Source organism: Vibrio sp. Isolate25, from assembly GCF_022398025.1.
GTDB lineage: Bacteria > Pseudomonadota > Gammaproteobacteria > Enterobacterales > Vibrionaceae > Vibrio > Vibrio coralliilyticus_A.
The window spans coordinates 191,519-214,889 of sequence record NZ_JAKEUT010000002.1; the positions used below are offsets into that span (position 1 = coordinate 191,519).

22 protein-coding genes are annotated in these 23,371 nt (G+C 45.1%); 15 read left to right on the top strand and 7 right to left on the bottom strand.

The features are described 5' to 3' along the window. The first annotated feature begins 64 nt into the window (after positions 1-64). The gene (locus tag L1D15_RS07550) at positions 65-649 is read left to right on the top strand and encodes an RNA polymerase sigma factor (RefSeq protein ID WP_239837670.1); all 585 of its coding nucleotides are present in this window, start codon (positions 65-67) and stop codon (positions 647-649) included. Continuing rightward, entirely contained in the window at positions 646-1,308 is a 663-nt protein-coding gene (locus L1D15_RS07555) for a ChrR family anti-sigma-E factor (protein ID WP_239875217.1), read from the top strand. The genes L1D15_RS07550 and L1D15_RS07555 overlap by 4 nt, the downstream gene beginning before the upstream one ends. Positions 1,309-1,367: 59 nt before the next feature. On the opposite strand, the gene L1D15_RS07560 is transcribed toward L1D15_RS07555, so the two are convergent. The 4 genes from L1D15_RS07560 to L1D15_RS07575 all read right to left on the bottom strand — a co-directional run bounded on the left by L1D15_RS07560 (position 1,368) and on the right by L1D15_RS07575 (position 5,145). Further along, on the bottom strand, positions 1,368-2,753 hold the full coding sequence (locus L1D15_RS07560) for an MFS transporter (protein WP_239875218.1): 1,386 nt from the start codon (positions 2,751-2,753) through the stop codon (positions 1,368-1,370). A gap of 95 nt (positions 2,754-2,848) precedes the next feature. After that, a complete protein-coding gene (locus tag L1D15_RS07565; RefSeq protein ID WP_239865056.1) occupies positions 2,849-3,394 on the bottom strand; it encodes a peptidylprolyl isomerase in 546 nt (181 codons plus the stop codon). Then, a complete protein-coding gene (locus L1D15_RS07570; RefSeq protein WP_239865054.1) occupies positions 3,394-3,963 on the bottom strand; it encodes a YajG family lipoprotein in 570 nt (189 codons plus the stop codon). Before L1D15_RS07570 ends, L1D15_RS07565 begins: the two co-directional genes overlap by 1 nt. Before the next feature lie 51 nt (positions 3,964-4,014). After that, complete coding sequence (locus L1D15_RS07575; RefSeq protein WP_239875219.1) at positions 4,015-5,145, bottom strand: methyltransferase; 1,131 nt, start codon at positions 5,143-5,145, stop codon at positions 4,015-4,017. A 138-nt stretch (positions 5,146-5,283) separates the two neighbouring features. Here L1D15_RS07575 and bolA point away from each other — a divergent pair, with 138 nt between their 5' ends. From bolA to nqrM, 9 genes are all read left to right on the top strand, one after another. After that, entirely contained in the window at positions 5,284-5,592 is a 309-nt protein-coding gene (gene bolA / locus L1D15_RS07580) for a transcriptional regulator BolA (RefSeq protein ID WP_239837664.1), read from the top strand. Between the two features lie 435 nt (positions 5,593-6,027). Beyond that, on the top strand, positions 6,028-7,368 hold the full coding sequence (locus L1D15_RS07585; protein WP_239865050.1) for a Na(+)-translocating NADH-quinone reductase subunit A: 1,341 nt from the start codon (positions 6,028-6,030) through the stop codon (positions 7,366-7,368). Positions 7,369-7,373: 5 nt separating this feature from the next. Further along, the gene (locus tag L1D15_RS07590) at positions 7,374-8,618 is read left to right on the top strand and encodes an NADH:ubiquinone reductase (Na(+)-transporting) subunit B (RefSeq protein WP_239865048.1); all 1,245 of its coding nucleotides are present in this window, start codon (positions 7,374-7,376) and stop codon (positions 8,616-8,618) included. Next, on the top strand, positions 8,608-9,378 hold the full coding sequence (locus tag L1D15_RS07595) for a Na(+)-translocating NADH-quinone reductase subunit C (RefSeq protein WP_239875220.1): 771 nt from the start codon (positions 8,608-8,610) through the stop codon (positions 9,376-9,378). The genes L1D15_RS07590 and L1D15_RS07595 overlap by 11 nt, the downstream gene beginning before the upstream one ends. After that, entirely contained in the window at positions 9,378-10,010 is a 633-nt protein-coding gene (locus L1D15_RS07600; RefSeq protein WP_239837660.1) for an NADH:ubiquinone reductase (Na(+)-transporting) subunit D, read from the top strand. Before L1D15_RS07595 ends, L1D15_RS07600 begins: the two co-directional genes overlap by 1 nt. Positions 10,011-10,017: 7 nt before the next feature. Then, positions 10,018-10,614: an NADH:ubiquinone reductase (Na(+)-transporting) subunit E gene (nqrE, locus tag L1D15_RS07605; protein WP_239837659.1), complete on the top strand. Its 597-nt coding sequence runs from the start codon at positions 10,018-10,020 to the stop codon at positions 10,612-10,614. Positions 10,615-10,647: 33 nt separating this feature from the next. After that, the gene (gene nqrF, locus L1D15_RS07610) at positions 10,648-11,871 is read left to right on the top strand and encodes an NADH:ubiquinone reductase (Na(+)-transporting) subunit F (protein WP_239865044.1); all 1,224 of its coding nucleotides are present in this window, start codon (positions 10,648-10,650) and stop codon (positions 11,869-11,871) included. A 144-nt stretch (positions 11,872-12,015) separates the two neighbouring features. Continuing rightward, positions 12,016-13,020, top strand: coding sequence for an FAD:protein FMN transferase (locus tag L1D15_RS07615; RefSeq protein WP_239875221.1), 1,005 nt, complete (start codon positions 12,016-12,018; stop codon positions 13,018-13,020). Between the two features lie 20 nt (positions 13,021-13,040). After that, on the top strand, positions 13,041-13,295 hold the full coding sequence (nqrM, locus tag L1D15_RS07620) for a (Na+)-NQR maturation NqrM (protein ID WP_239837656.1): 255 nt from the start codon (positions 13,041-13,043) through the stop codon (positions 13,293-13,295). A gap of 33 nt (positions 13,296-13,328) precedes the next feature. Here nqrM and L1D15_RS07625 read toward each other — a convergent pair whose 3' ends face one another. After that, the gene (locus L1D15_RS07625; RefSeq protein WP_239865034.1) at positions 13,329-14,546 is read right to left on the bottom strand and encodes a diguanylate cyclase; all 1,218 of its coding nucleotides are present in this window, start codon (positions 14,544-14,546) and stop codon (positions 13,329-13,331) included. 156 nt (positions 14,547-14,702) lie between these two features. On the opposite strand from L1D15_RS07625, the gene dinB reads away from it, so the two are divergent. After that, a complete protein-coding gene (gene dinB / locus L1D15_RS07630; RefSeq protein ID WP_239875222.1) occupies positions 14,703-15,770 on the top strand; it encodes a DNA polymerase IV in 1,068 nt (355 codons plus the stop codon). A 3-nt stretch (positions 15,771-15,773) separates the two neighbouring features. Here dinB and L1D15_RS07635 read toward each other — a convergent pair whose 3' ends face one another. Next, entirely contained in the window at positions 15,774-17,711 is a 1,938-nt protein-coding gene (locus tag L1D15_RS07635) for a RecQ family ATP-dependent DNA helicase (protein WP_239875223.1), read from the bottom strand. Between the two features lie 77 nt (positions 17,712-17,788). On the opposite strand from L1D15_RS07635, the gene L1D15_RS07640 reads away from it, so the two are divergent. Both L1D15_RS07640 and L1D15_RS07645 read left to right on the top strand, forming a co-directional pair. Beyond that, on the top strand, positions 17,789-18,265 hold the full coding sequence (locus tag L1D15_RS07640; RefSeq protein ID WP_239875224.1) for a GreA/GreB family elongation factor: 477 nt from the start codon (positions 17,789-17,791) through the stop codon (positions 18,263-18,265). Between the two features lie 56 nt (positions 18,266-18,321). Then, positions 18,322-19,065 carry a YggN family protein gene (locus tag L1D15_RS07645; RefSeq protein WP_239875225.1) on the top strand — a complete coding sequence of 248 codons (744 nt, stop codon included), beginning with the start codon at positions 18,322-18,324 and terminating at the stop codon, positions 19,063-19,065. Positions 19,066-19,105: 40 nt separating this feature from the next. Here L1D15_RS07645 and L1D15_RS07650 read toward each other — a convergent pair whose 3' ends face one another. Further along, on the bottom strand, positions 19,106-21,649 hold the full coding sequence (locus L1D15_RS07650; protein ID WP_239875226.1) for an Ig-like domain-containing protein: 2,544 nt from the start codon (positions 21,647-21,649) through the stop codon (positions 19,106-19,108). A gap of 332 nt (positions 21,650-21,981) precedes the next feature. Here L1D15_RS07650 and L1D15_RS07655 point away from each other — a divergent pair, with 332 nt between their 5' ends. After that, complete coding sequence (locus L1D15_RS07655) at positions 21,982-23,346, top strand: sodium-dependent transporter (RefSeq protein ID WP_239875227.1); 1,365 nt, start codon at positions 21,982-21,984, stop codon at positions 23,344-23,346. Positions 23,347-23,371: the final 25 nt, after the last annotated feature.

Below are 23,371 nucleotides of genomic sequence, written 5' to 3' on the forward strand. Positions count from 1 at the left end.
TATTGAGTGATCCACCCACTTCTTTCTGACGTAAAACAGTAAAAGTGCAGATAAGGACTTGAACATGGCAGTTAAGGACACTGAATCTTTCGTTAAAAAAGATTGGCTCCTCTGTATGGAGAGAGTGAAAGAAAAAGACAAAGCCTCATATGCGTTGGTCTTCAAGCACTTTGCGCCTAGGTTAAAACAATTTACTTACAAGCACATGGGTAATGAACAAGTGGCTGTCGAACTGGTTCAGGAGACGATGACAACCGTGTGGCAGAAAAGTCATCTGTTTGATGGCTCTAAAAGCTCGTTATCAACGTGGATTTATACGATAGCGAGGAACCTTTGTTTCGATACACTGAGGAAACAACGAGGAAGAGATCTTCATATTCATTCAGAAGACATTTGGCCCAACGATTATTGCCCGCCAGACATGGTGGAACATTACACCCCAGAGCACGAGATGTTGAAAGAGCAAGTTGTGAAGTTCTTAGATATTCTTCCAGAAGCACAAAAAAAAGTCGTGCAAGCTGTGTATCTTGAAGAATTACCCCATCAGCAAGTTGCTGATATGTACGACATACCTGTCGGTACCGTCAAGTCTCGGTTAAGGCTCGCTGTAGAGAAATTACGTTATTCAATAGAGGTAGAAAGATTATGAGCTATCATCCGAATCAGCCTATGTTACAAGCTTATGTTGAAGGCAGTCTGGATGCAGTCGACGGGTTTACTGTCGCTACTCATTTGGAAAGCTGCCCCATTTGTCAGAAACAAGTCCAACAGCTAGAGAATCAACTTGGTGAAGCTTTAATGGATCTTAGCGGTTTTGACGATAACGGCTTTGATACTATGCTAAACGACATCCTAGAAAGTGACCCTGACTCAAACCTATCGAGGCCGATCAGGAAACCTTCTAGCATTGAAGTGAATGGCAAAACGTTCCAGCTACCTCTTTCTCTATCACGCTTCCGAGATAGGGTCGGTGAGTGGAAAAGCTATGGTGGCAAGGTTTTTAGTGCGCCGATTGATATCGGTGACAGCGTGCGGGTCAATTTGATGTATATTTCAGAAGGCGTGAAGATACCTCAGCATACACATAAAGGTATTGAGTCTACCTTGGTTCTGCACGGCGGGTTTAGTGATGAAGATGGTCATTACGAAGCTGGAGATTATTTAGTCAAAGATGCTTCTATCAAGCACAGTCCATGTACAAAACAAGGCGAGGACTGTCTTTGTCTAACGGTGCTCACTGAGCCGATGATATTTACTCAAGGGGTCGCGCGGATATTTAATAGGTTTGGAAAGGGCTTGTATCCGTAAAGGGAAGTGAAAGCGTAATTAAGGCAGGCTTGGGAGCATCCAAGCCTGCTTTTTTATCTTCACTCAACACTTGGTGATTTCGAAGGCTGAATATCTCTTTTTTGTGCCTTGTTTAACATATCTGTGAAATAGTGGCGCAATGAATAAAGCATGATCAAGCTCGGAATTACCATCAACGCGGTCAGGATAAAGAACATCGACCAGTCGTTGAGATAATCAACCAACTCTCCAGAAAATGAGGCTAATGTTGTGCGGCCGAAGTTGCCTAATGAAGCCAGTAAGGCATACTGGGTTGCCGAAAATGCCTGACCAGTTACTACGGTCAAGAATGAGACAAAAGCAACGGTGGAAAAGGCAGAAGTAAAGTTATCGACAACTAACGTTGCGAGGAATAACTGTTCACTCGGACCTACTTTGGCAATCCAAGCAAACATTAAGTTACTTGAAGCCATTGCGATTCCCCCAATCATCAGTCCACGCACAATGCCGAACTTTACGTTAACCATACTGCCAATTAAGGTGAAAAGAATGGTTAAGCCCCAACCGACAAGTTTCGAATAATGGCCAATTTGCTCATTACTGAAGCCGACCTCCTTATAAAAGGTAATTGACATACGACCTAAGAAGGCTTCACCGATTTTAAAGAGAAAAACAAACAGCAGTAGTGTTAGCGCAACTCTAAAGCCATTGCTTCTGAAAAAGTCGAGAAATGGCTCTGCCACGGTCACGGTAAACCATGCAACGATACGATTCTTGACGACCCTGCTATGCCGTTGCTCAGCTTGAGCTTGCAGCTCATCTCGCTGGGTTTTCGGTTCACCAACGAGTAAGGTGAAAATCATGAGTAGACCGACTACGGCCGCCATTCCGTAATAGACACCATTCCAACCTATTGAATCGGCGTTGATAAACGCTAAATAACCTGGTACTGAGTAGCCAGTCCACCAACCAATAACCGACATCGCCGAGGCTTGGGGGAGTTTAGAAGATTCAGACTTAGGAAAGGTATCGATACGAAAAGCATCGATGGCAATATCCTGAGTGGCCGATGCTATAGCGATGCCTAACGCAAGCATAGAGGTCAACATCAAGTTCTGAGATGGGTCAACACCTGCGATAAATAGCGTACAGATTAGGACAAGCGACTGGCATAAGAAAATCCAACTGCGGCGCTGGCCTAGGATAGCATGCAAAATAGGCAGCTTGACTCGGTCAACAAGCGGCGCCCATAAGAAGTTAATCGCGTAGACAACAAAGACACTACCGAAATAGCCAATAGCAGCGCGAGTTAAGCCTGCGTCTTTAAGCCATCCGGACATGTTAGAGCCGATCAAAACCCATGGAAAGCCGCTAGAGCAGCCTAACATAAACACCCAGAGTAGGCGTTTGTCAAAATAACTGCGAATGGTTGCTAGCCAAGACATAGAAGAGGAACTGGCAGACATAAACCTTTCCTTGTTTGTTTTATAGTGATTGCTAAGTTATGGAAAATGAGCGGAATTGAAAAGGCTCCAACCGGATATGTTGGAGCCTTTATAGATTATGGAAGCAAGGTTACCTTGGTGACAATAATCGGCGTCGCGGGCACGTCACGGTAACGACCGACCGTTTTAGTCCGTTTTTTGGACATTTGCTTTACAACATCAAAGCCTTGCGTGACTTTACCAAAAACTGCATAGCCCGGTGGGCGTTGGTCGTAATCAAGAAAGCTGTTGTCGGCATAGTTAATGAAAAACTGACGTGTTGCGGAGTTCGGGTTATTTGTCCTTGCCATAGCAACAGTCGCGGTTTCATTCTTCAAACCGTTAGAGGCTTCATTTTTTATTGGAGCGTAAGTTGATAGCTGCTTCATGTCTTTATCAAAACCGCCACCTTGCGCCATGAAACCTGGGATCACGCGGTGAAACTGAGTGCCGACATAGCTGCCATCTTTAACGTATTTGAGAAAGTTCTCTACAGTGAGTGGTGCTTTCTCTTGATTCAGTTCAATGGTGAACGCGCCAAGTGTGGTTTCGAATTCAACTTTAGGGCCTGCAAAAACCAGATTACTGACTAGAGCCAGAGAGGCTATCGCAACTTTCCACATTAGAAGCGCTCCTGCATGTAGTTTTTCAGTTCTTGGTCGCTTGCGATTTCTTTGAATACTAGGTTGATGACGTCGTTAAGTACAACTTCGATTTCTTCATTAGAAGCACTCAGCGCACCAGTGCGTTTAGCTGTACCTGTGTAGGTTTTCACTAATTTGCCTTGAGGGGTTTCGGCGGTGATCTCGAGTACGACTTTACCGTCCATCTCATTTTCCATCACAGAATGTTTGACAGAAACGAGAGCTTCTTGGACTTCTACTTTTATTGAGTTTTCGCTGTTAACCGTGCTACGGAAACCTTGAGATTGGAACTGCTCCAGCAGAGCATTCTCGATCGCAATACGTACATTTTGCTTAGAGTGAATTGGTTCAATGTTTGAACGACCACTGTCAATCAGTGCCACATATTGTGCTGAACGTACGTCTTTACTTGTCAGGGTGAAACTTGCGTCTTTTACGATGTCGCTATTGCTCAAAACTGGTTGAGGCATGAAGTTAAGCTGATCTTGTTGCGGGGCGGCACACGCAGTAAGTAAGGCCATTGACGCGGCTAGAACCAATTTTCTCATTGTAATTTCCTTTAATCGTAACTCTAAACGTATTAGAGACATGATAGTGAACTATTTAGTCGCTTGTAAAATAACAAATTTCTTATTTGAAGCGACGAGTTTTACGTTCTGTTTTCCAAATAGCTTAGATAACTTCACATCGTAGCTGAGGTGGCGGTTGCCGATAACTAATAATTGCCCACCGTTGCTGAGAACATGCTTTGTGTCACAGAACATCTGCCATGCAATATGATCGGTAATCGCTTGTTGCTGATGGAAAGGAGGGTTACACACCACCAAATCTGCGCTTGCAAACGTGAAACCGTCCAGACAGTTGTTTGTTAAGCATTGAAAATTGCGCTCTTTTCCTAGGGTATTGGATAAGTTTCTTCTCGCTGATTCTGTCGCCATAAAACTTTCATCAATACAGGTTATCTGGATCTGTGGATTCAATAATCCCATTTTTACGGACAACACACCGTTGCCACAACCGAGGTCGATGACCCTCTTATCGGATAAGTTTGTTGGGAGATGCTCAAGCATAAAGCGCGCTCCCTGATCGAGTTTTTCACCTGAGTACACATTCGGTAAGTTTTCTAACTCAAATCCATGCTGTTCGACACTCCAACAGGTTGATGGTTCGATAGGAACTGGGTGAAGGGTATTGGCTCGGGAGAAGACCAAGCGATGCTTTTTCCATGCTAACGAGGTGGTCGTGGTGCCGAGATATTTCTCAAATAACTTCAGTGTGGAAGTATGAATTTCTTTCGCTTTATTGACCGCAATGACAGATACAGAGTTAGGGATGTATTGTCTTAATTGACTGAGTAACCAGACTAGATGGCGATTGTTTCTCGGAATTTGCATCAAAACATAGTCAACGTCTGATGGAATTAACTCCATGGTGTTTTCTAACACAATATTCGGACAATGATTGTATTGAAGGTTTTGCTGTGTTGCTTGATGCGCAATATAGGAATCGCTCATCATAGTTACTTGATGTTGTTCGGAAAACCAGCAGCTTAGCGCGCCAAAATTATCATTGATAATGAGAATATTCTTGCCAGTACCAATGTTTAATTCTTCCATATAATTAATGAGATACTCATCGCCAGCGTCCCACGCTTGGAGGGTTTCATTGTGTCGTTTTGGGAATCGATGAAGGGTTAAAGTACGCCCATGAAGCGCAAGTTCAGTTTTCATAGTTGAAACGCATGGTCAAATTCATAGTTTAAATTGTCGCAGAAGGTGAAGGTTGTGAAAACTAAAACCTTTAGCTTTGCTATTAAGAAGACTATTATCTTTCTTTTAATACTGTTCATATTTCAATGGTGATGCGCAATGCTGCAAGAAGTGATAGAAACCAAGCTCCAAGACTACTTTGCACCCGTTCATCTTAATGTGCTGAATGAAAGCTATATGCACAACGTTCCTACGGGTTCGGAAAGCCATTTTAAAGTGGTGATTGTCAGTGATAAATTTGACGGTCAGCGTTTGATTGGCCGTCATCGCCAAGTGAATCAGGTGCTTGCTGATGAGCTGGCGAACCATATTCATGCGTTATCTATTCATACTTACACGCAAGATGAATGGAAAGAGCAAAACGAATTAGCGCCGGATAGCCCGATGTGCTTGGGGGGCTCCAAGTAATTGAAAAGAAAAGAGGTAGCATAGGCTGCCTTTTTTATCGCCTGCAATTTAGGTGAACGTTAACAATGTAGAAACAAATACACAGCTTAATTAGTTTTAATTAGAAATGATTTGTAATGTGAATATTGAAAGGCGTTGTTGATAATGTGGTTATTGATGTTTGTGCGATGGTTCAAACTTATGACCAATACTTAGCCTTTTAAACTTAAATCCTTCGAAATATCTATCTGATTCCCTTCATTGGTCATGGCATAGACTTCTAAAAAGATGATAGACTACCGCACCTGATAAATCTCGACTAAATTTGTAGCGAGGTTTTTAATAGGATGTTGCGATTTTGGTGTTTTAAACTGCGCCAAAACCGGACACTAGTGTCGTGTCTAAAAGTTACGCAATCAAAGAATCTTTTTCCCGATAAAAGTAGTGCAAGTGCGTATGATTACAATAAAGAAGGGTTTGGACCTTCCTATCGCAGGAACTCCTACCCAGGTGATTAATGATGGTAAGACCATCAAGAAAGTCGCCTTGCTTGGCGAAGAGTACGTCGGCATGCGTCCTACTATGCATGTTCGCGTAGGCGATGAAGTAAAGAAAGCCCAAGTTCTTTTTGAAGATAAAAAGAACCCTGGTGTCAAATTTACTTCACCAGCAAGCGGTAAAGTGATCGAGGTTAACCGTGGTGCCAAACGTGTCCTTCAATCTGTTGTGATTGAAGTGTCAGGTGAGGAACAGGTAACGTTCGATAAGTTTGAAGCCAGCCAACTAGCAAGTCTTGACCGTAATGCGGTTAAAACTCAACTGGTTGACTCTGGTCTTTGGACAGCTTTACGTACTCGCCCGTTTAGCAAGGTTCCAGCAATCGAGTCTTCTACACAGGCTATTTTTGTGACTGCAATGGATACGAATCCGTTGGCAGCCCAGCCTGAGCTGATCATCAATGAGCAGCAAGACGCTTTCGTTGCCGGTTTGGATGTGCTTTCAACTCTGACTGACGGTAAAGTTTTCGTTTGTAAAGCTGGTACCAGTCTTCCTCGTTCTTCTCAGTCAAATGTTGAAGAGCATGTTTTTGATGGCCCTCACCCAGCAGGTCTTGCTGGCACCCACATGCATTTCCTATACCCAGTAAATGCAGAAAACGTGGCGTGGAGCATCAACTATCAAGACGTTATTGCGTTTGGTAAGTTGTTCCTTACAGGTGAACTTTATACTGATCGTGTTGTTTCTCTGGCGGGTCCAGTGGTGAATAACCCTCGTTTGGTTCGTACAACTCAAGGTGCAAGTCTTGATGATTTAACTGACAGCGAGCTAATGCCAGGTGAAGTTCGTGTGATTTCTGGTTCTGTCCTTACTGGGACACATGCAACTGGACCTCATGCTTACCTAGGTCGTTACCACGTACAGGTTTCTGTATTACGTGAAGGCCGTGATAAAGAGCTGTTTGGCTGGGCGATGCCTGGTAAAAACAAGTTCTCTGTTACTCGCTCATTCCTTGGTCATATCTTTAAAGGTCAGTTGTTCAACATGACAACCACCACTAACGGTAGTGATCGTTCAATGGTTCCAATCGGCAACTACGAACGTGTAATGCCTCTAGATATGGAACCTACTCTGCTACTTCGTGACCTATGTGCTGGTGATACTGATAGTGCTCAAGCTCTTGGTGCTCTAGAACTAGACGAAGAAGACGTAGCATTGTGTACCTTTGTTTGTCCTGGTAAATACGAGTACGGTGAACTACTTCGTGAGTGCCTAGATAAGATCGAGAAGGAAGGGTAATTTTCATGGCTCTTAAAAAGTTTCTTGAAGACATCGAGCATCACTTTGAGCCTGGTGGCAAACATGAGAAATGGTTTGCTTTGTATGAAGCTGTAGCAACCGTTTTCTACACTCCAGGTCTTATTACAAAGAAAAGCTCACACGTTCGTGATAGCGTTGATTTAAAACGTATCATGATCATGGTTTGGTTCGCGGTATTCCCAGCAATGTTCTGGGGTATGTACAACGCGGGTGGCCAAGCGATTGCAGCACTTAACCATATGTATGCTGGTGATCAGCTAGCAGCAATAGTGGCAGGTAACTGGCATTATTGGCTGACAGAAATGTTAGGCGGCACTATTGCCCCTGATGCAGGTGTCGGCAGCAAAATGATCTTAGGTGCGACCTACTTCCTACCTATCTACGCAACAGTGTTCATTGTTGGTGGTTTCTGGGAAGTACTGTTCTGTATGGTGCGTAAGCACGAAGTTAATGAAGGTTTCTTTGTTACTTCTATCCTATTTGCACTGATTGTTCCACCAACCCTTCCTCTATGGCAAGCCGCACTAGGTATTACCTTTGGTGTTGTGGTTGCAAAAGAGATCTTCGGTGGTACAGGTCGTAACTTCCTTAACCCTGCACTGGCTGGCCGTGCTTTCCTATTCTTCGCTTACCCAGCGCAAATCTCGGGTGACGTGGTTTGGACAGCAGCTGACGGTTTCTCTGGTGCAACGGCGCTTAGCCAATGGGCACAAGGTGGTAACGGTGCACTAGTCAATACAGTGACAGGCGCTCCTATCACTTGGATGGATGCATTCATCGGTAACATCCCAGGATCAATTGGTGAAGTATCGACACTGGCTCTAATGATCGGTGCAGCTATGATCGTATATATGCGAATTGCATCGTGGCGCATCATTGCTGGTGTGATGATCGGTATGATTGCAACAGCAACGCTGTTCAACGTTATCGGTTCTGATACCAATCCAATGTTCAACATGCCATGGCATTGGCACCTAGTGTTAGGTGGTTTTGCATTCGGTATGTTCTTTATGGCGACAGACCCAGTATCTGCTTCATTTACTAATAAGGGTAAATGGTGGTACGGCGCGTTAATCGGCGTAATGTGTGTACTTATTCGTGTAGTGAACCCAGCGTACCCAGAAGGTATGATGCTGGCGATTCTATTCGCGAACCTGTTTGCACCTCTGTTCGACCACTTAGTTATCGAGAAGAACATCAAGCGGAGACAAGCACGCTATGGCAAGTAATAACGACAGCATTAAAAAGACGCTGGGTGTTGTTATCGGGTTGAGCCTTGTTTGTTCAATCATCGTATCAACAGCAGCTGTAGGTCTACGTGACAAACAAAAAGCGAACGCTGTACTAGATAAGCAAACCAAGATCGTTGAAGTAGCAGGTGTTGATGCTGCAGGTAAGAAAGTACCTGAGCTCTTTGCAGAGTACATTGAACCTCGCTTAGTCGACTTCAACACTGGTGACTTTGTTGAAGGTGATGCAGCAACTTACGATCAGCGTAAAGCTGCGAAAGATCCTGCTGAGTCAATCAAGCTAACGGCTGAAGAAGACAAAGCAAAGATCATTCGTCGAGCTAACACTGGTGTTGTTTACCTAGTGAAAGAAGGCGATGCCGTTTCTAAGATCATCCTTCCAGTACACGGTACCGGTCTATGGTCTATGATGTACGCATTCGTTGCGGTTGAAACTGACGGCAACACAGTGTCAGGTATCACTTACTACGAGCAAGGTGAGACGCCAGGACTGGGTGGTGAAGTTGAGAACCCTTCATGGCGTGCTCAGTGGGTCGACAAGAAACTGTTTGACGACAACCATAAGCCAGCAATTAAGATTGTTAAAGGTGGCGCTCCAGAAGGTTCAGAGCATGGTATCGATGGCCTTTCAGGTGCAACACTAACTGGTAACGGTGTTCAAGGTACATTCGACTTCTGGTTAGGCGATATGGGCTTTGGTCCGTTCCTAGCAAAAGTTCGTGACGGAGGTCTGAACTAATGTCTAGCGCACAAAACATTAAAAAGAGCATTTTAGCGCCGGTGTTGGATAACAACCCGATTGCGCTTCAGGTTCTTGGTGTCTGTTCTGCATTGGCAGTAACAACTAAACTAGAGACAGCATTTGTTATGACGCTGGCAGTAACATTCGTTACGGCCTTGTCTAACTTCTCTGTTTCTCTAATCCGTAACCACATTCCTAACAGTGTGCGTATCATCGTTCAGATGGCGATCATCGCATCTCTAGTAATTGTGGTAGACCAAGTGCTAAAAGCATACCTATACGATATCTCTAAGCAGTTATCGGTATTCGTAGGTCTGATCATTACGAACTGTATCGTAATGGGTCGTGCTGAAGCATTCGCTATGAAATCAGCGCCTATGCCGTCTCTTATTGATGGTATTGGTAACGGTCTTGGTTACGGTTTCGTTCTTATCACTGTGGGTTTCTTCCGCGAACTGTTTGGCTCCGGCAAACTGTTTGGCCTAGAAGTTCTACCTCTAGTGAGCAATGGTGGTTGGTATCAGCCTAACGGTTTGATGCTGCTTGCACCATCTGCATTCTTCCTAATCGGCTTCCTAATCTGGGCAATCCGTATTCTGAAACCAGAGCAAGTAGAAGCGAAGGAGTAAGGACGTCATGGAACATTACATTAGTCTATTAGTTAAATCGATTTTCATCGAAAACATGGCTCTGTCTTTCTTCTTAGGTATGTGTACATTCCTTGCGGTATCTAAGAAAGTTAAGACGTCTTTCGGCCTTGGTGTTGCTGTTGTTGTGGTACTGACTATCGCAGTACCTGTGAACAACTTGGTATACAACCTGGTTCTGAGAGAAAACGCTTTGCTTGAAGGTGTTGATCTTAGCTTCCTAAACTTCATCACCTTTATCGGTGTCATTGCGGCACTTGTACAGATCCTAGAAATGGTCCTTGACCGCTTCTTCCCTCCTCTGTACAACGCGTTAGGCATCTTCCTACCGCTGATCACAGTAAACTGTGCGATCTTCGGTGGTGTATCTTTCATGGTGCAACGTGACTACAGCTTTGCTGAATCAGTCGTTTACGGCTTTGGCTCTGGCGTGGGCTGGATGCTGGCTATCGTTGCTCTTGCAGGTATCCGTGAGAAGATGAAGTACTCAGACGTGCCTCCGGGACTACGTGGTCTTGGTATCACGTTCATCACTGTAGGTCTTATGGCGTTGGGCTTTATGTCTTTCTCTGGTGTTCAACTGTAAGTCGGGTAAACCGCAACAATTAAGGAATAGTCAATGGACATTATTCTTGGTGTAGTGATGTTTACTCTGATCGTACTTGCGCTAGTACTAGTGATTCTTTTCGCTAAGTCTAAGCTTGTACCAACAGGTGACATTACAATTTCTGTGAACGACGACCCTAATCTGGCGATCGTTACACAACCGGGCGGTAAGCTGCTGAGTGCTCTAGCTGGTGCTGGCGTATTCGTATCTTCTGCTTGTGGTGGCGGTGGCTCATGTGGCCAGTGTCGCGTAAAAGTTAAATCAGGTGGTGGTGACATTCTACCTACCGAGCTTGACCATATTACTAAAGGTGAAGCGCGTGAAGGTGAGCGTCTAGCGTGTCAGGTTGCGATGAAAACTGACATGGACATCGAGCTTCCTGAAGAAATCTTCGGCGTTAAAAAGTGGGAATGTACGGTTATCTCTAATGATAACAAGGCGACATTCATCAAAGAACTTAAGCTACAAATCCCAGATGGTGAATCAGTACCTTTCCGTGCTGGTGGTTACATCCAGATTGAAGCGCCAGTTCACCACGTGAAATACGCTGACTACGATATCCCTGAGGAATACCGTGAAGACTGGGACAAGTTCAACCTGTTCCGTTATGAGTCTAAGGTCAATGAAGAGACGATCCGAGCGTACTCTATGGCGAACTACCCGGAAGAAGAAGGCATTATCATGCTGAACGTCCGTATCGCTACGCCGCCGCCAAATAACCCAGACGTACCACCTGGTATTATGTCTTCGTACATTTGGTCTTTGAAAGAAGGTGATAAGTGTACGATTTCTGGTCCATTCGGTGAGTTCTTCGCGAAAGACACTGACAACGAAATGGTTTTCGTTGGTGGTGGTGCAGGTATGGCGCCGATGCGTTCTCATATCTTCGATCAGCTTAAGCGTCTGAAGTCTTCTCGTAAGATGTCTTTCTGGTACGGTGCCCGTTCTAAGCGTGAAATGTTCTATGTAGAAGATTTCGATATGCTTCAAGAAGAGAACGATAACTTCGTATGGCATTGTGCTCTATCGGATCCTATGCCAGAAGATAACTGGGATGGCTATACCGGTTTCATTCACAACGTATTGTACGAAAACTATCTGAAGGATCACGAAGCGCCTGAAGATTGTGAGTACTACATGTGTGGTCCACCGATGATGAACGCTGCTGTTATCGGCATGCTAAAAGATCTTGGTGTTGAGGATGAAAACATCCTACTCGATGACTTTGGTGGTTAACCCCTAAGTGATTGAAATATATGGCTGGCTCGCAAGAGTCAGCCATTGTTTTTTCCTGCTAAAAGTTTTTTAAATGGCCATAGTCGATGCGCTCTTAAACAGAGTCATGCGCTATTTCCGTTTCTCTTATAAGGAGTCAAACAAGTGAAAAAGTGGCTTGTTGTATTTGCTTCTCTTTTAGTGCTTGCTGGCTGTGAAAAGCCCGTTGAGCAAGTTCATCTCAGTGGTCCTACAATGGGCACGACTTACAATATTAAGTACATTTCAGAGGAAGGCGTGCCTTCACCGCAAGCACTGCAGACAGAGGTCGACCGTTTACTTGAGGAAGTGAACGAGCAAATGTCGACCTACCGGCCTGATTCTGAGTTGAGTCGTTTTAATCAAGATCGTACTTCAGAGCCATTTACAGTATCGCCTCAAACAGCCACGGTGGTGAAAGAAGCGATCCGTTTAAACGGTCTTACTTTAGGTGCGCTTGACGTCACTGTTGGTCCATTAGTCAACTTATGGGGATTTGGCCCCGAAGCTCGTCCTGAAGTGGTACCTACTGATGAAGAGTTGGCTGCGCGTAAAGCTAATACAGGGATTCAACATTTAACGGTTGAAGGGAATACTCTCACTAAAGATATTCCTGACTTGTACGTTGACCTATCAACCATTGCTAAAGGTTGGGGGGTTGATGTCGTTGCTGACTATATTCAATCACAGGGTATTCAAAATTATATGGTTGAAGTCGGTGGTGAAATGCGACTTAAAGGGGTAAATCGAGAAGGGGTGAAATGGCGCATTGCGATAGAAAAACCTTCTGCTGATGAGCGAGCGGTGCAAGAGATTATTGAACCAGGCGATATGGCGATTGCCACGTCAGGTGATTACCGTATCTATTTTGAGCGTGATGGTGTACGTTATTCGCATATCATCAACCCTAAAACGGGCAAACCTATCCGTCATAAAGTCGTCTCTGTGACTGTACTGGACGAATCTTCGATGACTGCTGATGGTTTGGCTACAGGCTTGATGGTTCTTGGTGAAGAGCAGGGAATGAAGATAGCCAACGAGAATAATATCCCTGTATTTATGATCGTGAAAACCAAAGATGGATTTAAAGAAATGGCATCGGAAGCGTATAAGCCATTTATGAACAAATAATACCGAGTGAGCATGTCATTATGAGTACATTTCTGATTACTTTCGGCATTTTCGTTGCCGTGATCGCAGCCATGTCTGTTGGCTATATTTTCCAGAAAAAAGTGGTGAAAGGCAGTTGTGGCGGTTTAGGTGCGGTTGGAGTCGATAAGGTGTGTAACTGTCCTGAACCCTGTGATGCGCGTAAAAAACGCGAAGCTCGTGAAGCCGTGAGAGCAGAAAAGCTCGCTGCTCGTGAGGAAAAGCTGGCAGCATGGGAAAAAGACCGTATTGCCTAGAGACGCGAAGCCCGGAGTGCGCTCCGGGCTTGATCATTCTGTGGCTATGATCTGATTTCGCCCTTGTCTTTTGGCGACATACAGACAGTCATCAGCGATCTTTATTTGCTGTTCTAACGTTCCTTCTACACTGCATAGCCCGATACTGATAGTCAACGTAATGTCCTGTCCATTATGCTGAATAATGGACTGTTCAATGCTTTGGCGCATTTTTTCCAGCCGAGTTATAAACTCATCCAAAGTGGAATACGACTGAACGCAGAACTCTTCCCCACCAAATCGAACTACGACATCTTGTGGAAAATAAGCCTTTAGGGTGTGTGCAATGCTTTTCAAGGCGGCATCACCACCATCGTGACCATAGGTATCATTAACCGCTTTGAAATGGTCAATGTCAATCATGGCTATATATCTAGCACTCCCTTCAGTACAGGATTGACTAAACAAAAAGCGTCTATTCCATAGACCCGTTAAAGTATCTTGATTCGCAAGCTTATACAGCTCATCAGTCGCTTCCTTCATATCCAGCAACTGGTTTACTCGGCAGAAGAATTCTTCCTGATTAAATGGCTTATGCAAAAAATCATTAGCTCCAGCTTTAAGAAACCTTGCGGTTAAGGTTCTATCTTCACTCCCAGATAAACCGAGAATCGCCAAGCTGTTTTTGTCGTACATTTGCCTGATCTCTCGCGTCATTATGATGCCGTCTTTACTGGGCATATCATGGTCAGTAATGATGAAAGTGATATCGGGTGTTTCTGCGAGCTTATGTAGCGCTTCTGATCCATTTTGTGCTTGAGTTGTGCGTATGTATTGATGCTCAAGTAGCTGTGTTACATGTCTTCGCACGGTGAGGGAGTCGTCCACGACTAACGCATGATGATGAATGTTATTCATTAGACGGTTAGCAAGTGGGAGAAGATAGGAAACCGACGCCATGCTGTCCTTTAGCAGGTAATCCATCACGCCTTTAGCGATAAAACGCTCACGAACACTCTCGTTAAAGGTGGCGGTTAATACGATAACCTTTTGCTGATTGTCTAGGACAAGATCGATTACTTCGCCATCTTGTGCGTCTGGTAAGCAGTAATCGAGTACGGCAAAATGAAAACTGCGATGTTCATCTAGTGCTTGCTGAGTCTCTGCGTAGGATTTACATCCGATGACATCACAACCTATGGCGCTCAGCTGCTGGGTTAAATAGTTGCGATAAGCACGACTGTCTTCGACAACTAACACTTTATGGCTCACCTGTTTCCCTTTTTATCGCAGTGTATGAATTAAGCATAACGGTATATATTGATACTTCTATTATAGAAAAGGAAAAGTGCTTCTTTCATTTTAGAGGTTGGTGATTGATCTAATAATTGTTTATACTGTTTTTATGTACAGTGTTGGCGTTTTTCTATGGTCGCTGAAAAAGTAAGAAAGATCATCCATGTTGATATGGACTGCTTCTATGCCGCAGTGGAAATGCGTGATAACCCTAGCTATCAAGGGTATCCTTTAGCCGTGGGGGGGCATGAGAAACAACGTGGTGTTCTGAGTACTTGCAACTATGAAGCGAGAAAGTTTGGTGTACGCAGTGCCATGCCGACAGGGCAAGCATTAAAGCTGTGCCCGCATTTATTAGTTGTTCCGGGAAGGATGCAGGTATATAAACAGGCTTCTCAGCATATCCGAGAGATTTTCTCTCGCTATACCGAGATCATTGAGCCTTTGTCTTTGGATGAGGCGTTCTTGGATGTGACGGATTCAATGCAATGCCACGGGTCGGCGACTTTGATTGCAGAAGCCATTCGCCGCGATATCTTTAATGAGCTTCAGTTGACTGCGTCAGCAGGAGTGGCTCCGGTAAAATTTCTGGCCAAGGTGGCATCGGATATGAATAAACCTAATGGTCAGTATGTCATTCCACCGGATAAAGTTCAGCAGGAAGTTGACAAACTGCCGTTGGAAAAAATTCCCGGAGTAGGGAAGGTAAGTGTCGAGAAACTGCATCAAGCGGGTTTTTATACTTGTAAAGACATTAAAAACGGTGATTATCGAGAGCTTTTATTACGTTTTGGTCGCTTAGGGGCGTCTTTGTGGAAAAAGAGCCATGGTATTGATCAACGTGAGGTGGTGGTCGAGCGAGAGCGTAAATCCGTTGGTGTCGAGCGGACTTTTAGCGAGAATATCATTACTTACGACGAGTGTTGGCAAGTGATTGAAAATAAACTGTTTCCAGAGCTGGAAACACGATTGACCAAAGCCTCACCCGAAAAGGCGATTATTAAGCAAGGGATTAAACTCAAATTTGCTGACTTTCAGCTGACCACGATTGAACATATTCATCCCGAGTTAGAGTTGAACTATTTCAAAGAGTTATTACGTGACATTCTTAAGCGCCAAAACGGTCGCGAGATTCGCTTACTGGGCTTAAACGTGATGCTTAAGCCCGAGGAACAGAGCAAACAGTTGAGTTTCTTCTGATGGTTATTTGTTATAGCTAGAGATTGCGTCCATGACCTGTTGATAAGGGTGAGAGGAAAGTTGGCCAAACCCTTCCATATTGCGAGCTTTGATTTTTGTAAACCAAGGTGTGGCGATACCACATAGAAATTTCGCTTTGAGGTTATCAGATAATGTGGACGATGATTTTTGTTGTAAAGGCTTTAACCAGTTGGTGATGTCCTGACTTTTGATCTTAGGTCTAATACTGGCTGGCCATTCTTGGTGCTCTTTTCTGCATACGCTGCAATGCCCACACTTATGTGGAGCTTGATTATCAGAGAAATAGCTGGCTAAAGCGTGACTTAAACAGGATTCAGATTTAAATAAACTTAACAGGTTATGGATACGCTCAACGTCACTGGTTTCTTTTGCTTTAAACAAATTGAAAAGCTGTTCACTTATTTGTTCTAACGACTGTTCGAGCGAGTTGACACGATAAACTTCCGTCATCAATTTACTTTCAAGCTCAATCCATCCGTTTTGGTGGAAATAATCCAATGCGGCGACTGCACGAGCGCGTTCTCCATTGTAGCTTTGCCATAATGCCTCAAAGTCGACTTGGTACCAAGTTCTCGCTTGAATTGAACAGTTGAACAAAGCCTTGGTAAACTGGCGTCTCTCTCCCTCAAAACGAGCAATGATGTCTTGCTTGGTCATAATGAATTTAAAGCGATAGTCGGCAAAATAACTGTATTGTGCCGTGATGATGTTTGCCATTTCCATATACACCAGCAAGGTTTTTAGTGGTAGTTGGCGAATGTTGCTCTCTGAAGATAAGCGAGATATCACCACTTCCCAGTTCGGTGCAGACGAAATGGCTTGTTGGATGACGTTGTGGATCTCTGTGTGTTCTGGTGTGTCACCATAAACAAAGTTTTCCAGAGTCGACACGCCATCTTCATTGGCGAGGAGAATGCACTGTGAGGATTTACCGTCTCGTCCTGCTCGCCCGATTTCTTGTGCATAGTTCTCTATTGATTTGGGTAGATCAAAGTGAATAACGCGGCGGATATCAGATTTATCTACTCCCATTCCAAATGCAATTGTGGCGGCAATACACTCTGTGTGGCCGGCCATAAAGTCTTGCTGGATACGTTCTCTGCTATTACTGTCTAGCCCTGCATGGTACGCCATAGCCTTAATACCTTTCTCAGCGAGTAGGTTAGCAATACGCTCAGCACTGTTTTGTTGAGTCACGTAGACGATGGTGGGTAAAGATTGTGCTTCGCAGAAAATGGATAGTAATGTTTGGTCTTTTTCTTCTTCACTACATGGGATAACAGAAATATCTAAGTTAGGGCGATAAAACCCTGTTACCGTAATGTCCTCAGGTGCGATGTTGAATTTTTTACCCATGTCATCGAGGACAGCCTGCGTGGCTGTGGCGGTCAGAAGTAATACTTGAGGGATGGCTAGCTCTTTTTGAAATTGAGGTAACTTTAAGTAGTCAGGGCGAAAGTTGTGACCCCATTCTGAGATACAGTGCGCCTCATCGACTACCAATTGTGAAATGCTTAGCTGAGACAAAAAGTGACGAAATCGTTCGTTTTTTAGTCGCTCGACTGACACCATAAGGATCTTAATCTCCCCATTTCGCACTTTTGTCATGATACTCTGCGTTTCTTCTCGGCTTTGGTTTGAGTTAAGAGACGCCGCCGAGATCCCCTTGTTATGCAAAAATTCGAGTTGATCTTTCATTAGCGCTAACAGTGGAGAAATGACCAAAGTCAGGTGAGGTAAGCACAAGGCAGACAGCTGATAGCATAATGACTTTCCTGAACCTGTTGGGAAAATAGCCGCGCAGGATCGACCACTAAGGACTTTGTCTATCACGGTATATTGCCCATCTCTGAGCTGTTCAAAACCAAATGTGGAACGTAGAGTCGAGTCGATGATTTCTTGGTTGCCTGATGTCTGCATTTGCCTGTTACCAGTATGACGAGAATGTCTGACGTAGTATTCTAGAGGCATTAGACTGGAAGGAACATGATTTTAGTATGAATAAATCGGAGCTACTGCAAACCATATGGCTTGCCATGCAACAATCCCTTGAAGTTGCTCTGAGCTCAACCCAGCGAGCGATAGAGTCAGCGACCAATGAAGAAACTGTGCCCGAACATAAATACGATACGCTGGCATTGGAAGCGTCTTACCTCGCTCATGGACAGGCAATGCGTGTTCAGGAGTGTGAGCGAGAGTTGAGTGTGATGTCAGGTCTACAGTTACCAGTACAGCCGGAATATGTCGGATTGGGGACGTTAGTTTGCCTTGTTGATCTAGATGATAACGGTCGTTGGTTCTTTGTTGTTCCATGCGCTGGGGGCTTGAAGGTAGAGCATCAACATCAGGAAGTCATGTTAGTGACTTTTGACTCTCCCCTCGGTCGAGCTCTAAAAGGAAAGTCGTTGGGCGATGATGTCGAGTATCAAGTGGGAAATACCACTTTTTGCTATGAGATAGAAACAATAATTTGACGCAACTAGGGTGAGTTTTTGTTAGGGTAACCCAGAGTCAATACGGTGAGATTAAAATGAAATACGGACTATTTACTATCTCGTTACTGGTGGCGAGTCAGGCGTATGCTGCTCAATGTAATGTCGATTTGAAGAATGATATTCGTCTTAATGACAAAACATTGGAAATCCACCAGAAAGGCGGTGATACGGCGATTGTCGATGCCGAAAACACCCTAACCATTCATGGTGAAGAGATCCCTCTTGATGCTTCTCAGCAGCAAGCTATTGCCGACTATCGCAGTAATTTGAACGATTATCTACCACGAGCAAAACAAATAGCTCAAGATGGTTTAGCGCTGGCTAATGATATTATTGATGATGTTGGTCAAAGCTTCGACGCCCCCGAGGCGTTTGATAGCGTCAAAGCTTCTATGCAGCAGTTTTACGCTGATATTGAAGCTCGTTATTACCAGAATGGTGATTTAATTTTGCCAGCAGACAGTTTTGCTTCACTGCGCGAAACTTGGACGGAAGACTTTGAAAGTGCAAAGAAACTCTTTAATGAAGAGTTTATCACCAGTGCATTTAATGCGATGTCTGAAAAGATGCAGGCGGAAGGTGGCCTGAACCTGACTGAGATGGCTGATACTATGAGCGAGCTGAAAGAGCGCATTGCAAAGAGACTGGAGGCGCACTCAGTGGATATAGAGAAACAGAGCCAAGAGTTTTGTGATTCGCTTGACAGCATGGCAGAGCAAGAGCAGGAATTGCATAAGAAAATTCCACAGCTAAAAGATTATCAAGTTTTTACCATCTAACCCTCAGATAAGAGAAGAGCGCCAAATGGCGCTCTTGTCGTTACTGGCTATTATTCATCTGAGTGAGCTTATCTCCAACTGGGCCTGAGAAGATGTAACCATCGTGTTCATCCCAGTTGATAGACCAAGTCATCACGCCCGCAAAATTCGGATAATTAAAGGCAGGAATGACTGAGTCGCAGCTGGTGCCTTTAGTTAGGCAATCTAGCGCATCAAGAATATTTGGGGTTGGCGCTTGCCCAGAGTTTGCTGAACTTGGCCCTGAAGGTAAACCAATCGCGACTTGATCATCTCGAAGCGGCGCAAACTGAGTGCCATCAGCTAACTCAAAGCCTTCAATTAGCATTTTGGATTGAGCCACCATCATATCAACGGAGCCTTCAGCGGCACTGCCTTGTGTGTAAGGATTTGGCAATCCGCCATTGTTATAGAGCTGAACGTGGAGCAGGTCTAGTGTACTGCGTGTGTCATTAATGACCGGAATGTACGCGCCCCAAATACCACTGTAAGCGACGAATCCCCCTTGAACATAAGGATGCTCTGGCGCCATAGTCAGGTACATATCCCCACCTATATTTTGCTCAATTTGCAGTAGTGCTCGGCCTAAACGAGCTTGAATTTGCGAGCCATGAACGAGATTCGAGCCACTCTCCAAGTCGACATCAAGACCATCGAAACCCCATTCCTTGATGATGTCAGTCAAGCTAGAGACAAAGTTGGCTTCATCCTGATCAGTATTGAGTGTAATCGTGCCCTCAGCTCCCCCAAGAGAGAGAACGAACTTTTTACCTTTGGCTTGCAGTGCTGCCATATCTTGCTTGAACTGAGTTGGATTAAGCGCGGCACAACTACTGTGGATATCGCCTGAGTATAGGTTAAAGTGCACAGTACCATCGCTGTTACGATCATTGTCAGCGAAGGCGATATCGATTACGTCCCAAGCATCTGACATATCTGCCAAACGCATAGGGCAACCTGCACCGTTGACGAAGTTATGCCAGTAACCTATCAGTTTATGTGTTTTCTCTGTTTGCTCTACGACAGTAATCGTTGCTGCGTCAGATGTGACCTCGCTATTGGCCGAGTCTGTGGCTTTAGCCGCAACGGTATAGCTACCTACCGCACCTGCGGTCCAGTTATAGCTGTATGGTGCAGTGATATCTGTACCGACAATCGATCCGTTCACTAAAAAATCGACCTGCGTCACGTTGGCAGACAGCGATGTTGCATCGGCGGCAAACTGGACTGATTTACCTAGCCCGACGGTTTGGCCCGCTGCTGGCGATGTCAATGCAACCACTAAATCTTGGTCACTGACTGTTACCGAAACCGTCGCTTCGCCCGTGTTGTTTTCATTGTCTGTCGCGACGGCTTTGAGGCTATTTAGGCCAACTTGAGTCGCTGTCCAACTCACCGTGTAAGGCGGCTGTGTCACCACACCGAGGCTGTTACTGCCTGCGAAGAATTCGACTTGGCTTACTGTCCCATCAGAATCCGAAGCGTCAGCAGCGAAACTGACGGTACTACCCGCAAGCAATATTTGATTGTCACTAGGACTAGTGATGGTTACCGCCGGTGGAGCGGCACAAGCGCCTAACCCCGTCCAGGCTTCATCCCAATAGTCTCCTTGTCCTGGTTCGTAGGCCCAGGCGGAGCTTGAAGAGCACCAACCTGCAATGTCACAACGGTATTTTTGATTGTAGTTCTGTACCAACTGACCCGCACTGTAGCTGGTGCCTGCGGTATAGGTTGGTAGCCCAGCACAGCCACCTGTTGCGCTGCTGGCGACAACCAGTGATACTTCTTGGGTTGAAGTCGCCTGGTTGTCGTTGTCTGTCGCTTTGGCCTTGAAGTTATGAGTGCCACTGACTGAGGTCCACGTGGTTTCGTAAGGTGCAGACGTATCGCTGGCAATCAATTGTCCATCGACAAAAAACTCGACTTTATCAACACTGCCATCTGTGTCGGAGGCATTAGCACTTAATGTAAGAAGATCGCCTTCCGTCAATTGCTCGCTGCCTGAAGGGCTGGTTAAAGTGACAGAAGGAGGAATCGGTTCGCCAGCTAAGGTGACGCTGATTGAAACCTGCGTTTCTGAGCTTGCGTTTTCATTGTCAGTGGCAATGACAGAAATGGTGGTCGCTCCTACAACCGCTGTCCAATCTGTTTGATAGGGCGCTTGTGTGACCGTCGCGATGTTCTGGCCATCAACCAAGAAGGCCACTTGAGCGATGTTGCCATCGCTATCACTGGCGGAAGCCTGTATCGTGGTGACTGTGCCTTCGGGGATCTCGGCATTATTAACAGGAGAAGATATGGATACCTCTGGGTCTGCGTTACCACCGCCAGTGTCACATTGTCCAAGGTCTTTCCATGCTTCCCAATCACCGGAGTTGCTGACGGGGTCATTGCCTTGTGTCCAATGACTAGCTTGATAAGCATGGTTGGATGTCTGAACTAGATCTCCGGATGTGTAGACCGCAGTGCTATCCCAAACCGCCAAGCCAGCACAATCATAGGCGTGCGCTTGGTAGCTTAGCCCTAGCGCCGCGATGATGGCGCCTCTGAGCAGATTTGAACCCATTTTTCTCTCCTTCATGGATTTAATAAACCAACTCATAACCAATAGCGAAAATGCTGAACTTTGCTCGCTAACTTAATGATTATTTAGATTTTATTCGTCGGATATCACGGTGAAAATTGGTAGGATTCTTTCATTACATTGGTTGTTCGGCGCACTTCACGCTTCAATTTTTGCTTACTGGTTGGTTAAAAATTCTTTGTATGAATTAATTTACAGCTTAATTTCCTATTTATTTGCCTTATTCTGGTTACTTAATGACCTCATAGCTGGAGTGAATAAGAGCTTTGTAATATTGTACTAGTCAACTAGTTTATGGGTGCAAGTTAAGCGGTATGGCACAAGCAGACAATTTTCAAACACGTGAGCACTTTGGCTCTCGTTTAGGCTTTATTCTGGCGGCAGCTGGTGCTGCGGTTGGTTTAGGTAACATTTGGGGCTTCCCAACTCAAGCTGCCAGTAATGGTGGCGGGGCATTTTTGCTGGTTTATCTGGTGATGATTTTGGTGGTGGCGTTTCCAATGCTGGTGGTCGAAATGGCGATAGGTCGTCATGGTCAGGCTAACCCCGTGGATAGCATGCGCTCTCTCACCGCTAATCCTCTGGCGAAAAAAGTCGGTGGGCTTGTAGGATGGATAGGTTTAAGTGTGCCCAGCGCTGTGTTGGCGTTTTACAGCATTGTCGGTGGTTGGCTGATCTGCTTTTTGCTTGGTGCTGTGGCTGATGTGATAGGTATGCAAGCCGCAAGTGCCTGGTTTAAGGGATTCAGTGTTGAGCGTAACCTGTTTGGTACTGTTGTTTTCTACGTGCTGACGATTCTCATCGTGCAGGGCGGGGTGAAACAAGGCATCGAAAAATGGTCAACGCGCCTTATGCCTGCTTTGTTCGTTCTATTTGGTTTGTTGTTCATCTATATCATGACTCAATCCGGTGCGATGGAAGGGCTTAAGCATTATCTTGTTCCAGATTTTGACAAGGTGATGGACCGAAAATTAATTCTCGCTGCAATGGGGCAGGGCTTCTTCTCTCTGACCATTGGTGGTTGTTCTATGCTGATCTACGGTTCTTACCTCAGCAAGAAAGAGAACCTGCCTAAAATGGCGATGAACGTCACTCTGGTTGATACCGCGGTTGCTTTTATTGCTGGTTTAGTGGTTATGCCTGCGATGTTTGTGGCGATGCAAAAAGGCGTGCAGATCTACGCTGAGGATGGCTCTCTGCTCAGCTCAGATACCTTGGTTTTTACCGTACTGCCTTTGATGTTTGATAGCCTTGGTTTATTAGGCCAGCTATTTGCGATTGTGTTCTTCCTACTGCTGACGATTGCGGCACTGACTTCTTCCATCTCTATGCTGGAGTGTCCGGTCGCGCTAGTTGGTGAACGATTTAACACTAAGCGCAGTACCACAAGCTGGGCTTTAGGCGGTTTGATCGCACTGTTTAGTGTTGTGATTGTGTTTAATTTTGGTGCTTTATTTGGCATGGTCGCGACAGTCGCGACTCAGTATTTACAACCTGCAGCAGCCTTGCTCTTCTGTTTGTTTGGTGGTTGGGTGTGGAGCCGTCACTCTAAAATCAAAGAACTCGAGCAAGGTTACCCAGAGTTTACTCAAGGATGGTTTGGAAAGCTTTGGCCTGTATACATAAAGTTTGTCTGTCCAGTATTGGTTGCCACAGTGATTTGGGCTTCATTCGGTTAACAGCCTGAACAAGACATTATTTGAT